The 13,426-nt window shown below is 71.2% G+C and carries 12 protein-coding genes; 2 read left to right on the top strand and 10 right to left on the bottom strand.

The annotated features are described in order from the left end of the window. Nucleotides 1–22: 22 nt before the first annotated feature. Genes ACH4U7_RS07735 through ACH4U7_RS07715 form a run of 5 tightly spaced genes read right to left on the bottom strand, consistent with a single transcriptional unit; the run spans nucleotide 23 to nucleotide 4,694 of the window. On the bottom strand, nucleotides 23–1,003 hold the full coding sequence (locus tag ACH4U7_RS07735; protein WP_398527101.1) for a nucleoside hydrolase: 981 nt from the start codon (nucleotides 1,001–1,003) through the stop codon (nucleotides 23–25). Further along, nucleotides 1,000–2,052, bottom strand: a complete 1,053-nt coding sequence (locus tag ACH4U7_RS07730; RefSeq protein WP_398527100.1) for an ABC transporter substrate-binding protein — start codon at nucleotides 2,050–2,052, stop codon at nucleotides 1,000–1,002. The genes ACH4U7_RS07735 and ACH4U7_RS07730 overlap by 4 nt, the downstream gene beginning before the upstream one ends. After that, nucleotides 2,049–3,119 (bottom strand): ABC transporter ATP-binding protein, encoded by a 1,071-nt coding sequence (locus ACH4U7_RS07725; RefSeq protein WP_398527099.1) that lies wholly within the window; start codon nucleotides 3,117–3,119, stop codon nucleotides 2,049–2,051. Before ACH4U7_RS07725 ends, ACH4U7_RS07730 begins: the two co-directional genes overlap by 4 nt. Nucleotides 3,120–3,129: 10 nt before the next feature. Continuing rightward, nucleotides 3,130–3,915, bottom strand: coding sequence for an ABC transporter permease (locus ACH4U7_RS07720; protein ID WP_014175081.1), 786 nt, complete (start codon nucleotides 3,913–3,915; stop codon nucleotides 3,130–3,132). Then, on the bottom strand, nucleotides 3,915–4,694 hold the full coding sequence (locus tag ACH4U7_RS07715) for an ABC transporter permease (protein WP_398527098.1): 780 nt from the start codon (nucleotides 4,692–4,694) through the stop codon (nucleotides 3,915–3,917). The genes ACH4U7_RS07720 and ACH4U7_RS07715 overlap by 1 nt, the downstream gene beginning before the upstream one ends. A 211-nt stretch (nucleotides 4,695–4,905) precedes the next feature. On the opposite strand from ACH4U7_RS07715, the gene ACH4U7_RS07710 reads away from it, so the two are divergent. Continuing rightward, nucleotides 4,906–5,895 (top strand): LacI family DNA-binding transcriptional regulator, encoded by a 990-nt coding sequence (locus tag ACH4U7_RS07710; protein ID WP_398527097.1) that lies wholly within the window; start codon nucleotides 4,906–4,908, stop codon nucleotides 5,893–5,895. Here the strand turns inward: ACH4U7_RS07710 and ACH4U7_RS07705 are convergent. The 5 genes from ACH4U7_RS07705 to argC all read right to left on the bottom strand — a co-directional run bounded on the left by ACH4U7_RS07705 (nucleotide 5,892) and on the right by argC (nucleotide 11,020). Then, entirely contained in the window at nucleotides 5,892–6,452 is a 561-nt protein-coding gene (locus tag ACH4U7_RS07705; protein ID WP_385624528.1) for an arginine repressor, read from the bottom strand. The two genes, ACH4U7_RS07710 and ACH4U7_RS07705, sit on opposite strands and share 4 nt — an antisense overlap. 23 nt (nucleotides 6,453–6,475) lie before the next feature. Then, nucleotides 6,476–7,663: an acetylornithine transaminase gene (locus tag ACH4U7_RS07700; RefSeq protein ID WP_398527096.1), complete on the bottom strand. Its 1,188-nt coding sequence runs from the start codon at nucleotides 7,661–7,663 to the stop codon at nucleotides 6,476–6,478. After that, a complete protein-coding gene (argB, locus tag ACH4U7_RS07695) occupies nucleotides 7,660–8,604 on the bottom strand; it encodes an acetylglutamate kinase (protein WP_398527095.1) in 945 nt (314 codons plus the stop codon). Before argB ends, ACH4U7_RS07700 begins: the two co-directional genes overlap by 4 nt. Further along, on the bottom strand, nucleotides 8,601–9,755 hold the full coding sequence (gene argJ, locus ACH4U7_RS07690) for a bifunctional glutamate N-acetyltransferase/amino-acid acetyltransferase ArgJ (RefSeq protein WP_398527094.1): 1,155 nt from the start codon (nucleotides 9,753–9,755) through the stop codon (nucleotides 8,601–8,603). The genes argB and argJ overlap by 4 nt, the downstream gene beginning before the upstream one ends. Nucleotides 9,756–9,991: 236 nt before the next feature. Further along, the gene (gene argC / locus ACH4U7_RS07685) at nucleotides 9,992–11,020 is read right to left on the bottom strand and encodes an N-acetyl-gamma-glutamyl-phosphate reductase (RefSeq protein ID WP_398527093.1); all 1,029 of its coding nucleotides are present in this window, start codon (nucleotides 11,018–11,020) and stop codon (nucleotides 9,992–9,994) included. A gap of 155 nt (nucleotides 11,021–11,175) precedes the next feature. On the opposite strand from argC, the gene ACH4U7_RS07680 reads away from it, so the two are divergent. Beyond that, nucleotides 11,176–13,395, top strand: coding sequence for an NADP-dependent isocitrate dehydrogenase (locus ACH4U7_RS07680; protein ID WP_398527092.1), 2,220 nt, complete (start codon nucleotides 11,176–11,178; stop codon nucleotides 13,393–13,395). The last annotated feature ends 31 nt before the right edge of the window (nucleotides 13,396–13,426 follow it).

Here is a 13,426-nt window from a genome sequence, read left to right as displayed (position 1 = left end):
GGTTTGGTGAGGGGTAGGGCCACTACGGCGCGGGGGTGGTGGCCGCGCCGTAACGGCCGCGCAGCCGGGACATCAGGAAGGCGCGGAACGCCTCCGCGTCCACGCCGGTCGCCACGCGCGCGTTAGGCGGCAGGCCGGTGCGCCCGTGTACATCGGCCACCAGGGCGCCGCGGGTGAACTCGCCCGCGCACTCGACGGTCACCCACGCCTCCGTCCACTCCAGCAGCTCCGGGCGGACGGCGGCGGCCACGGCGAGCGCGTCGTGCACCGCGCAGGCGCGCACCTGGTGGCGGCGGGCGTAGCGGTCGATGAGGTGGCGCAGCATCTGCCCGGCCGCCGTGGTGACGGGCCCGCCGTCGGCGACGAGCGCGTCGGCGTCGGCGAGCGGGGTGAGGGCCTTGCGGGTGACGTCGAGGCCGACGATGCGCAGCGGGACGCCGGACTCGGTGACGTAGCGGGCGGCCTCCGGGTCGGCGTGGAAGTTGAACTCGGCGGCGGGGGTGGTGTTGCCCGGGGCGAACGCCGCGCCGCCCATGACCACGATCTCCCGCAGCAGCCCGCGGGTGTCGGGGTGGGTGTGCAGCAGCGCGGCGACGTTGGTGAGCGGCGCGGTGGCGATGAGGGTGATCTCCCCGGGGCCCGCGCCGCGCAGCTGGTCGGCCATCCAGTCCACGGCGTGGCCGGGGTGGGCGGCGCGGGCGGCCGCGGGGAGTTCGACTCCGCCGAGGCCGTACGCGCCGTGGACCGGCTCGTCGGGGTGGCGCGGCACCCGGGCCAGCGGCCCGGCGTGGCCGCGGAGCACCGGGGTGGCCGCGGCGGGCCCGCCGATCAGGTCGCACAGCCGCAGGGCGTTGTCGACCACCTGGTCGAGGCCGACGTTACCCGCGACCGTGGTCACGCCCGCGACCTCGAGCTCCGGCGACGCGTACGCCAGGAAGAGGGCGATGGCGTCGTCGATGCCCGGGTCGCAGTCGATCATGACCCGCCTGGGGGCCTGGCTCATCCGGAGACCTCGCGCTGGAAGCGGTCCACCCACGCGTCGTTGTGCTCGACGGAGTACTTCAGGTCGGGCGAGGTGAACCCGGCGGCGGCCGGGTCGCTGGCGGCCTCGCCGGACACCTTGGTGATGGTGGCGGGGACCTTGGCGTCCTTGTTGACCGGCTTGTCGTTGAAGGAGGCGGCCGCCTTCTCCTGGACGTCGGCGGACAGCAGGTAGTCGAGGAACTTCTCGGCGCCCGCCTTGTTCTTGGCGCCCTTGACGATCTGGGCGGTGTTGGCGGCGACGTAGCGGCCCTTGTCGAACGGCACCCAGCCGATGGGCTTGCCGGCCTTGGCCGGGTCCACGGCGAACAGGTCGAGGCCGGGGGCCATCTCGACCTCGCCGCGGTCGAGGAGGCTGACCAGCTCGGTGGAGCGGTTGAAGAACTTCAGCACATTGGGCTTGAGGTCGGAGAGCTTCTTGAAGCCGGTGTCGGTGTCCTTGGGGCCCGAGCCGTACGTCGCGGAGACGGCCTGGAGGAACGGGACGCCGGCGCTGGTGGACAGGTCGGGGACGGCGACCTTGCCCTTGTACTTCGCGTCCCACAGGGTCTCCAGCGTGGGCGGCTGCTTGACCTTGTCGGTGCGGTAGAGCATCCCGAGCAGCTGGTAGGTGTAGGCCGGGCCGTAGCCGTCCTGGCTCTTGGCGAAGTCGTAGATCTTCGCCATGTTGGGGACCTTCTTGGGGTCGACCTTGTCGAAGAGGCCCTGCTTCTGGCCCATGGCGGCGAAGAGGTCGGAGATCATCACGACGTCCACAGTGGGGTCGTTCTTGTTGACCCGCAGCTTGGTCAGCCGGTCCGCGTTGGCCCCCGTCTCCAGGGTGACATCGATGCCGGTCTTCTTCTCGAACGGCTTGATCACCGTCTCCTCGAAGCGGTCGGCCCCGAAGCCGAAGGTGCTCACCGTCAGCTTCTTCGGGTCGGCCTTGGCGCTCTCCGCGCAGCCGGAGAGGGTGAAGGCGATCAGGGACGCGGCCAGGGCGCCGGTGGTGAGTCTGGCGGTGCGGATCATGCGGGACACTCCTGACGAGGGTTCTTGCCGAGCCGAGCGGCGCCGTCGTCGCCGGGCAGGGGGATGGCCTGCCCCAGGGGCAGGTGGAGCCGTACCGACGCGCCCGCGCGCAGCGTCTCGTCGGTGGTGATGGCGTGCAGGGTGCGGTCGCCGACGGCGGCGGTGACCGCGAAGTCGGTGCCGCGGAAGCGGACCGCGGTGACGGTCGCCTCGACCACCTCACCGCCCGCGGGCGGCTCGGCGTCCGGGCCGAGGACGCCGATGTGCTCGGGCCGGATGGTGACCGGGCCGCGCCCGGGGAGGTCGAGGAAGTTCTCGTAGCCGAGGAACTCGGCGACGAAGCGGGTGGCGGGCGCCCGGAACACCTCGCGCGGCGGGCCCTGCTGGACGATCCGGCCGCGGTCGAGGATCACCATGTTGTCGGCCAGTTCGAGCGCTTCTTCCTGGTCGTGGGTGACCAGGATGGCCGTCAGTCCGGTCTCGCGCTGGACCCGCAGCAGCTCCTGGCGCATCTGGACCCGCAGCCGCGCGTCCAGGTTGGACAGCGGTTCGTCGAGCAGCAGCACCGAGGGGCGGATGGCCACCGCGCGGGCCAGCGCGACCCGCTGCTGCTGGCCACCGGAGAGCTGCTTGGGCTTGCGCCCGGCCAAATGGGCCAGGCCGACCAGGTCGAGGACCTCGGCCACACGGGTGCGGATCTCGGCGGTGGGCACACCCCGCATCCGCAGTCCGAAGGCGACGTTCTTCTCGACGGTCAGATGCGGGAAGAGCGCGTACGACTGGAACACCATGCCGATGTTGCGGCGCTCGGGCGGCAGGGTGGTGGCGTCCTGGCCGTCGAGCAGGATCGTGCCGCTGGTGGGCGGCAGAAAACCGGCGATCATCCGCAGGGTGGTGGTCTTGCCGCAGCCGCTGGGGCCGAGCAGCGCGGTGAACTCCCCGCGGCGCACCGTCAGATCGATGGAGTCGACCGCCACCGAGCCCGAGAACTCCCGGGTGATGGACTGCAACTGGACCACCGGCGTCGTCGTCTCCGCCGTCTTCGTCGTCGTCATCGTCGATGTCATGCGTGCATCCCTACTTGCCGAAGACCTTGTTGAAGCCGACGAGCCGCTCGGTCACCAGGGCGACGACCACCGTGGCCGCCAGTAGCAGGGTGGACACCGCCGCGACGACCGGGTCGAAGGAGAACTCGACGTAATTGAGCATCTGGACCGGGAGGGTGGTCACGCCGGGGCCGTTGAGCAGCAGCGACAGCGGCACATTGTTGAAGGAGGTGAGGAAGGACAGCACGGCCGCGGAGACGATCCCGGGCGTCATCACCGGCAGGGTGATGTGGAAGAAGGTCCGCAGCGGGCCCGCACCCAGCCCCCGCCCCGCCTCCTCAAGCGCGGGGTCGGCCATGGCGAGCGAGGCACCGGTCACCCGCACCGCGTACGGCAGCAGCAGCACGGTGTGGCCGATCAGCAGCGCCCCGAGGGCGGTGATCCGCAGGGTGACCATCAGCTGCTGGAACAGCGCGAAGCCCAGGACCAGCTCGGGGACGATCGCCGGGGACAGGAACAGTGCCTCGGCCGCCTTGCGGCCGCGGAACCGCCGCCGCTGGATCGCCAGCGCGGCGGGGATGCCGACGAGCAGCGCGAGCAGCGTGGCCCCGGCCGCCACCAGCGCGCTGGTGGTCAGCGCGTCCTGGAAGGGCTGGTACGCCAGCGCCTTGGTGAACCACTTGCCCGACAGGCCGGGCGGGGGGAACTCCACGGTGTCGCCGGAGGAGAAGGCGATGGCCACCACCAGCAGGATGGGCCCGAGGAGGAAGACCAGGGCCAGCGCGGCCACGGCGGTCAGCAGCGGACGTCCGCGCATCAGACGGCACCCACCTTCGACAGCCGGCCGGATATCAGGCCCGCGACGACCACCAGCGCGGTCATGATCAAGGCCACCGCGCTGGCAGCGCCCCAGTCGAGCTTCACATTGGCGTAGTCGTACAGGAGCGTGGCCAGCGTGCGGTTGCGGGTGCCGCCCAGCAGCAGCGGGGTGGTGAACGCGGTGACCGCGCCGGCGAACACCAGCATCGCGCCGACCAGCACACCGGGCAGCGCGATCGGCAGCACCACCCGGCGGAAGGCCCGGCCGGGGCTCGCCCCGAGGCCGCGGGCGGCCTCCTCCAGCTTGACGTCGATATGCGACAGCGAGCTGTACGAGGTCAGGATCATGATCGGGGTGAAGAGCTGGGTGAGCCCGGCGATCAGGGCGAATTCGGTGTAGAGCAGTTGGGTGCCGCCGTCGGCGAGGCCGAGGGCGGTCAGCAGGTCGCTGATCAGCCCGTTGCGGCCCAGGATGACCAGCCAGGAGAAGGTCCGTACGACGGTGCTGAGCAGCAGCGGGAACACCGCGAGGGCCAGCAGCAGCCCCTGGCGGCGCCGGGGCGCCCGGGCGATCAGATACGCCACCGGGAAGCCGAGCAGCAGGCAGATGGCCGTGGTCAGAGCGGCGACCCGGATGGTGCGGGCCGCGACCTCCAGGACGTACGGGTCGCCGAGCATGCCGCCGAGCTTGCCGAGGACGTCGGGGTCCTCGGCGGCGGGCGGCGCGAACAGCGTGACGCCGAAGGGGTAGAGGAAGCCGAAGGCGAGAAGTGCCACGCCCGGCAGGAGCAAGAGGCCAGAAGCCGCTCTGCGTGACACGAGCCGGACCCTCCTTGATGTTACTGATACGTCGTCTGCAACCGGTTGCGGCAACCGGTTGCAGGCAAGCTACGCTGGACCCGGCGAGCCCGTCAACGGCTGCCGGTAAAGAACGTGTAACCAACAACGGGCCGGAAACGGGCAACGGATCGACAGAAGGCAGGGGCGGATGGTTCGGCTGGCAGATGTCGCACGCGCCGCGGGGGTGTCCACGTCCACCGCGTCCCGCGCCCTCAGCAGGCCCGACATGGTGGCGGCGGAGACCCGGGAGCGGGTCGCCAAGGCGGCCGCCGAGATGGGATTCACACTCAACGCCACCGCGCGGGCCCTGACCACCGGCCACACCGGGCTGGTCGGGGTCATCGTCCCCACCCTCGCCAACCCGTTCTTCCCGCCCATCGTCACCGGTGTCCAGGAGTCACTGACCGAGACGGGCGGAAACGTCCTCCTCGGGGTGTCCGACCGCTCCGAGGAACGCGAGCGGGAGCTGGCGGCGCAGCTGGGCTCGCGGGTCGACGGGCTCGTCCTCGTCGCCCCGGTCAGCGGCGACGCGACGCTGCGCGAACTCGCCGAGCGGCTGCCGGTCGTGACGGTCGACCGCACCACCCCGGGCCTGCCCGGGGTGGTGGTGGACACCCCGGGCGGGGTGCGGGAGCTGATGGCGCATCTGCTCGGCCTCGGCCACCGGCACATCGCCTACCTCGGCGGCCCGCCCGGCTCATGGATGGACCGGCAGCGCACCAGGGCAGCCCGCAAGGCGGTAGAGGACGGCGGCGGCGAGCTGACCGTGCTGGACCCCGTGCCGCCCCAGGTCGACGCCGGCCTCGCGGCGGCCGAGCATCTGGTGCGGCGGGCGGAGCGGGTCACCGCGGTCATGGCGTACAGCAGCTACGTACTGCTCGGCCTGCTCATGGGGTTGCGCGGGGCGGGGCTGCGGGTGCCCGAGGACATCAGCCTCGCGGCGTCCGACGACCTCACCGTCATCGGAATGACCCAGCCGGGCAGCACCGCGCTGCACGTCCCGCTCCAGGAGGCGGGCGCCGCGGCGTGCCGGCTGGTACGGGAGGCCCCGCAAGCCGGCGAGCGCCCGCCGCGCGTGCGCATCCCCACCCGCCTGGTCGTCCGCGGGTCCACGGCCCCGCCGCCGGAAGGGAGTTAGCTCTCCTTCTGGGCCAGCCGCAGCAGGTGGTCGGCGAGCGCCTGGCCGCCCGTCGATTCACGGCTGATCAGCAGCACCGTGTCGTCGCCCGCGATCGTGCCCAGGATCGCGTGGAGCTCCGCCGAGTCGATGGCCGAGGCCAGGAACTGGGCGGCGCCGGGCGGGGTGCGCAGCACCACGAGGTTGGCGGACGCCTCCGCCGAGATCAGCAGCTCACCCGCCAGCCGCGCCATCCGGGCCTCGCTCGCCGACTCGCCGAGCGGGGCCCTGGGCGTACGGTCGCCGCCCTCGGCCGGCACCGCGTAGATCAGCTCGCCCCCGGTGTTGCGGATCTTCACCGCGCCCAGTTCGTCCAGGTCGCGGGAGAGCGTCGCCTGGGTGACGGACAGCCCGTCGTCGGCGAGGAGCTTCGCGAGCTGGCTCTGGGAGCGGACCGGCTGCCGGTTCAGGATGTCCACGATCCGGCGGTGCCGGGCAGTGCGGGTCTGCGGCACGGCCGGGCCACCATTGTTGTGGTTGCCGGTGCCCTGCGCCTCGGTGTGCTGCGCCTCGGTCATCGTCTCGTCAGTCTCCGGATCCGTCAGTGCCCGTGTCTCCCCTGGGCGGCGTCCAGGGCGCCGGGCAAGGCCCGGAGGAACGCATCCACCTCCTCGTCGCCGACGACGAGCGGCGGGGCGAGCCGGACCACATCCGGCGCGACCGCGTTGACCAGGAGTCCCGCGTCCTGAGCCGCCTGCTGCACCTGTGGCGCAAGGGACTCTGCCAGCACGATACCCAGCAGCAGACCGGAGCCGCGGACATGGCTGATCAACGGGTGGCCCAGCGACTCGATCCCGTCACGCAGCCGCTCCCCGGCCCGCTTGACCCCCTCGAGGATGTCATCGGCCGCGAGGGTGTCGAGCACGGCCAGCGCGGCGGCGCAGGCCACCGGGTTGCCGCCGAAGGTCGAACCGTGCTGACCTGGCGTCAGCAGCTCGGCGGCGGGCCCGAAGGCCACGGTCGCGCCGATGGGCAGACCGCCGCCCAGACCCTTGGCGAGGGTCACCACATCGGGTTCGACGCCCTGCGCCTGGCATTCGAGCCAGTGGCCGGTGCGGCCGATTCCCGTCTGGATCTCGTCGACGACCAGCAGCGTGCCGGTGGCCCGGGTGATCTCGCGGGCCGCGGCCAGATAGCCCGCCGGGGGGACGATCACGCCGTTCTCGCCCTGGATCGGCTCCACGATGAACAGCGCGGTGTCGGTGGTGACGGCCGCGCGCAGCGCGTCCACGTCCCCGTACGGGACATGGGTGACATCGCCGGGCAGCGGCAGGAACGGCTCCTGCTTGGCGGGCTGGCCGGTCAGCGCGAGGGCGCCCATGGTGCGGCCGTGGAAGCCGCCGGCGGTGGCCACCATATGCGTACGGCCGGTGCGCCGCCCGATCTTGAAGGCGGCCTCGACGGCCTCCGCGCCTGAGTTGGAGAAGTAGACCCGCCCGGGCCGGCCGAAGATCTGCAGCAGCCGTTCGGCCAGGGCCACCGGGGGCTCGGCGATGAACAGGTTCGAGACATGGCCGAGGGTGGCGATCTGGTCGGATACGGCCCGTACGACGGCGGGGTGGGCGTGGCCGAGGGCGTTGACGGCGATGCCGCCGACGAAGTCCAGGTACTCCTTGCCGTCCGCGTCCCAGACCTTGGCGCCCTCGCCGTGGGTGAGCGGGACCCGCGGGGTGCCGTAGTTGTCCATCAGCGCGCCTTGCCAGCGCTGCGTCAGCTGCTCGTTGCTCACCGGTCCGCCCCCTCAGCCTTGTCGTTCGCGTTGTCCGGGTCGGGCAGGACCATCGTGCCGATGCCCTCGTCGGTGAAGATCTCCAGCAGGATGGAGTGCTGTACCCGCCCGTCGATGACGCGCGCGGTGGTGACGCCGTTGCGCACGGCGTGCAGACAGCCCTCCATCTTCGGGACCATGCCGCTGGCCAGCTCGGGCAGCAGCTTCTCCAGTTCGCTCGCGGTGAGCTTGCTGATCACCTCGTCGCTGTTGGGCCAGTCCGCGTACAGGCCCTCCACATCGGTGAGGACCATCAGCGTCTCGGCGCCGAGCGCGGCGGCGAGCGCGGCGGCAGCCGTATCCGCGTTGACGTTGTAAACTTGGCCCCCTTCGTCAACGGCGTCGGCGCTGCGGGCGATGGAGGAGACGACCGGGATTCGGCCGTCGTCCAGCAGGGCCTGGACCGCGCCGGTGTCGATCTCGGTGATCTGGCCGACCCGGCCGATGTCCACCTGCTCGCCGTCGATCTCGGCGAAGTGCTTGGTGGCGGACATCAGATGCGCGTCCTCGCCGGTCATGCCGACGGCGAGCGGACCGTGGCGGTTGAGCAGCCCGACCAGTTCGCGCTGGACCTGTCCGGCCAGCACCATCCGTACGACGTCCATGGCCTCGTCGGTGGTGACCCGAAGCCCCGCCTTGAACTCGCTGACCAGGCCGTGCCGGTCGAGCTGGGCGCTGATCTGCGGGCCGCCGCCGTGCACCACGACGGGGCGCAGCCCCGCGTGGCGCAGGAAGACGACGTCCTGGGCGAAGGCCGCCTTCAGCTCGTCGTCGACCATGGCGTTGCCGCCGAACTTGATGACGACGGTCTTGCCGTGGTGGCGGGTCAGCCAGGGCAGCGCCTCGATGAGAATGCGCGCCTTGGGCAGGGCGGTGTGTTTACGGGCGGTCGGCTGGCTCATGACGAGTAGGCGCTGTTCTCGTGGACGTAGTCGGCGGTCAGGTCGTTGGCCCAGATGACGGCGGATTCGCCGCCCGCGGCCAGGTCGGCGGTGATGGTCACCTCGCGGTAGCGCATGTCGACCAGTTCCCGGTCCTCGCCGACGGAGCCGTTCTTGCACACCCAGACGCCATTGATGGCGACGTTGAGCTGGTCGGGGTCGAAGGTGGCGGAGGTGGTGCCGATCGCGGAGAGCACCCGGCCCCAGTTGGGGTCCTCACCGTGGATGGCGCACTTGAGGAGGTTGTTACGGGCGATCGAGCGGCCGACCTCGACGGCGTCGTCCTCGCTCGCCGCGCCCACCACCTCGATACGGATGTCCTTGGAGGCGCCCTCGGCGTCGCCGATCAGCTGCCGCGCCAGATCGGCGCAGACCTCGCGGACGGCCTCGGCGAACTCCTCGGCGGGCGGTGTGACGCCGGAGGCGCCGGAGGCCAGCAGCAGCACGGTGTCGTTGGTGGACATGCAGCCGTCGGAGTCGACCCGGTCGAAGGTGGTGCGGGTGGCGGCGCGCAGCGCCGTGTCCAGGTCCTGGGCCTCGACGTCGGCGTCGGTGGTGAGCACGACGAGCATGGTGGCCAGGCCCGGGGCGAGCATGCCCGCGCCCTTGGCCATACCGCCGACGCTCCAGCCGCCGGGCCCTTGCGCCACGGCGGTCTTGTGCACGGTGTCGGTGGTCTTGATGGCGATGGCGGCCTTGTCGCCGCCGTGGGCGGTCAGCTCGGCCGCCGCCTTCTCCACACCGGGGAGCAGCTTGTCCATGGGCAGCCGGACGCCGATGAGCCCGGTGGAGGCGACGGCGATCTCACCGGCACTGTGTCCCAGGACCTCCGCCACCTTCTCGGCGGTGGCGTGGGTGTCCTGGAAGCCGAGCGGGCCGGTGCAGGCGTTCGCGCCACCGGAGTTGAGGACGACCGCGCTGACCGTGCCGCCCTTGAGTACCTGCTCGGACCACAGGACCGGGGCGGCCTTGACGCGGTTGGAGGTGAAGACACCGGCGGCGGCGAGCCGCGGCCCGTTGTTGACGACGAGGGCCAGGTCGGGGTTGCCGTTCTCCTTGATGCCCGCGGCGACGCCGGAGGCGGTGAACCCCTTGGCTGCCGTAACGCTCACTGTGACTCCTTGTTCGCTTCTCCGCCCGCACGGCGCAGAGGTGCGGCTTTCGATTTCGGCTGCGGCCCGGCTGCCGTGCGTGCGTCGCTCACTGTGACTCCTTGTTCGCTTCTCCGCCCGCACGGCGCAGAGGTGCGGCTTTCGATTTCGGCTGCGGCCCGGCTGCCGTGCGTGCGTCGCTCACCGTGACCCCTTGTTCGCCCCGGCGTGGGGGCCCGTTTGGTGGTGTACGGCGCTCATGGCGCGATCCCGGTCACGGAAAGCCCCAGCTCCTCCGGGAGGCCGAGCGCGACGTTCATGCTCTGGACCGCGCCGCCTGCGGTGCCCTTGGTGAGGTTGTCGATGGCGCTGATGGCGATGACCCGGCCCGCCGCCGCGTCGTGGGCGACCTGGATCAGCGCGGCGTTCGATCCGTATACGGCGGCGGTGGACGGCCACTGGCCCTCGGGGAGGAGGTGGACGAACGGCTCGTCCTGCAGCGCCTTCTCGTACGCGGCGCGGACGGACTCGGCCGTCACCCCGGGCCGGGCCTTGGCGCTGCAGGTGGCGAGGATGCCGCGGGGCATGGGGGCGAGGGTGGGGGTGAAGGAGACCGAGACCGGTTCGCCCGCCGCCGCCGAGAGGTTCTGGATCATCTCAGGGGTGTGCCGGTGGCCGCCGCCGACGCCGTACGGGCTCATGGCGCCCATGACCTCGCTGCCCAGCAGATGCGGTTTGGGCGCCTTGCCGGCGCCGGAGGTGCCGGAGGCGGCGACGATCACGGCCTCGGACTCGACCAGCCCCGCCGCGTACGCCGGGAACAGCGCGAGCGAGACGGCGGTCGGGTAGCAGCCTGGGACCGCGACGCGCTTGGACCCCTCCAGCGCATCGCGGGCCCCGGGCAGTTCGGGGAGGCCGTAGGGCCAGGTGCCCGCGTGCGGCGAACCGTAGAACCTCTCCCAGTCCCCCGCGTCCTCGAGCCGGAAGTCGGCTCCGCAGTCGATGATCAGGACCTCGTCGCCGAGCTGCTGCGCGACGGCGGCGGACTGGCCGTGCGGCAGCGCGAGGAACACCACGTCGTGCCCGGTCAGGGCGTCGGCTTCGGTGGGCGCGAGGATCCGGTCGGCCAGCGGGAGGAGGTGCGGCTGCAGGGCTCCGAGGCGCTGGCCGGCGTTGGAGTTTCCGGTCAGGGTGCCTATCTCGACCTGGGGGTGTGCGAGCAGCAGGCGCAGCACCTCGCCGCCCGCATATCCACTCGCTCCGGCCACCGCCGCACGTACCGACATCGATACCTCCCTCTTGACGGCATGACTATACGGCCGACCGAAGCTTTATGCAATGACGCTTTCGAGGGCCCATTCGAAGGGCCCACGAGTAGAGGGGGCCGATGACGAGATATCTTGATGTCGAGCAATGTTGCAGACGTGGAGCGGAGCACCCGGTGACTGACTCGACCATCATCTATACGCACACCGACGAGGCCCCGGCCCTGGCGACGTATTCGTTCCTGCCGGTGGTCCAGGCCTACGCGTCGACGGCCGGTGTCACTGTGGAAACCCGTGACATCTCGCTGGCCGGGCGTATCATCGCTGTCTTCCCCGAGTACCTGGAGGAGGGCCTGCGGATCCCCGACGCCCTCACCGAGCTCGGCGAGCTGGCCAAGACGCCCGAGGCCAACATCATCAAGCTGCCGAACATCTCGGCGTCGATCCCGCAGCTGAAGGCCGCGATCGCCGAGCTGCAGCAGCAGGGCTACACGCTGCCGGACTACCCGGACGACCCCAAGACCGACGAGGAGCGCGAGATCCGCGCCCGCTACGACAAGGTCAAGGGCTCCGCCGTCAACCCGGTGCTGCGCGAGGGCAACTCCGACCGCCGCGCCCCCGCGTCGGTCAAGAACTACGCCAAGACGCATCCGCACCGCATGGGCGCCTGGTCGGCCGAGTCGAAGACCAACGTCGCCACCATGGGCGTCGACGACTTCCGCTCCACCGAGAAGTCCGCGGTGATCTCCGAGGCCGGTTCGCTGCGCATCGAGCTGGCGGGCGACGACGGCTCGACCACCGTGCTGCGCGAGTCGGTACCCGTGCTGGCGGGCGAGGTCGTGGACACGTCCGTGATGCGGGTGGCGGCGCTGCGTGAGTTCCTCACCGCGCAGGTGGCCCGTGCCAAGGCCGAGGACGTGCTGTTCTCGCTGCACCTGAAGGCCACGATGATGAAGGTCTCCGACCCGATCATCTTCGGCCACGGGGTGCGGGCCTTCTTCCCGAAGACCTTCGCCGAGTACGGCGAGGTGTTCGCCGCGGCCGGGCTGACCCCCAACGACGGGCTCGGCGGCATCCTCAAGGGCGTGGAGTCGCTGCCCGAGGGCGCCAAGATCAAGGAGTCCTTCGAAGCCGAGCTGGCCGAGGGCCCCCGCCTGGCGATGGTCGACTCCGACCGCGGCATCACCAATCTGCACGTCCCCTCCGACGTCATCGTCGACGCCTCCATGCCGGCCATGATCCGCACCTCCGGCCACATGTGGGGCCCCGACGGCCAGGAGGCCGACACCCTCGCCGTCCTCCCCGACAGCAGCTACGCCGGCGTCTACCAGGCCGTCATCGACGACTGCCGGGCCAACGGCGCCCTGGACCCCGCCACCATCGGCTCGGTCCCCAACGTCGGCCTGATGGCGCAGAAGGCCGAGGAGTACGGCAGCCACGACAAGACCTTCGAGATCCCCACCACTGGCACCGTCCGCGTCCTCGACGAGGCCGGCAACGTGGTCCTGGAGCAGGTCGTCGGCGCCGGTGACATCTTCCGGATGTGCCAGGCCAAGGACGCGCCGATCCGCGACTGGGTCAAGCTCGCCGTCACCCGCGCCCGCGCCACCGGCGACCCGGCGGTCTTCTGGCTCGACGAGGACCGCGCCCACGACGCCCAGCTGATCGAGAAGGTCAAGGCGTACCTGCCCGAGCACGACACCGAGGGCCTGCGGATCGAGATCATGGCCCCGGTCGAGGCGACCAAGTTCTCCCTGGAGCGGATCCGCCGCGGCGAGAACACCATCTCGGTCACCGGCAATGTGCTGCGTGACTACCTGACCGACCTGTTCCCGATCCTGGAGCTGGGCACCAGCGCCAAGATGCTGTCGGTCGTCCCGCTGATGGCGGGCGGCGGTCTGTTCGAGACGGGCGCCGGCGGCTCAGCGCCCAAGCACGTCCAGCAGCTGGTCAAGGAGAACTACCTGCGCTGGGACTCGCTGGGCGAGTTCTTCGCGCTGGTGCCGTCCCTCGAGCAGTACGCGAAGACCACCGGCAACGCGCGGGCCCAGGTGCTCGCCGACACCCTCGACCGGGCCACCGCCACCTTCCTCAACGAGGACAAGTCGCCCAGCCGCCGGGTCGGTGGCATCGACAACCGCGGCAGCCACTTCTACCTGTCGCTGTACTGGGCGCAGGAGCTGGCCAAGCAGACCGACGACGCGGACCTGGCCAAGGCCTTCGCCCCGCTCGCCGAGACGCTGACCGCCCAGGAGCAGACGATCGTCGACGAGCTGATCGCCGTCCAGGGCGAGCCCGCCGACATCGGCGGCTACTACCAGCCCGACCCGGCCAAGGCCGCCGCCGTGATGCGTCCGTCGGCGACCTTCAACCAGGCCATCGCCACCCTCGGCTGATCCGGCGGCCCGCCGCCTCCGGCCCCATACC

This window comes from Streptomyces sp. NPDC020845, assembly GCF_044334165.1.
Lineage (GTDB): Bacteria > Actinomycetota > Actinomycetes > Streptomycetales > Streptomycetaceae > Streptomyces.
This window is presented reverse-complemented; position numbering and strand designations above follow the sequence as displayed.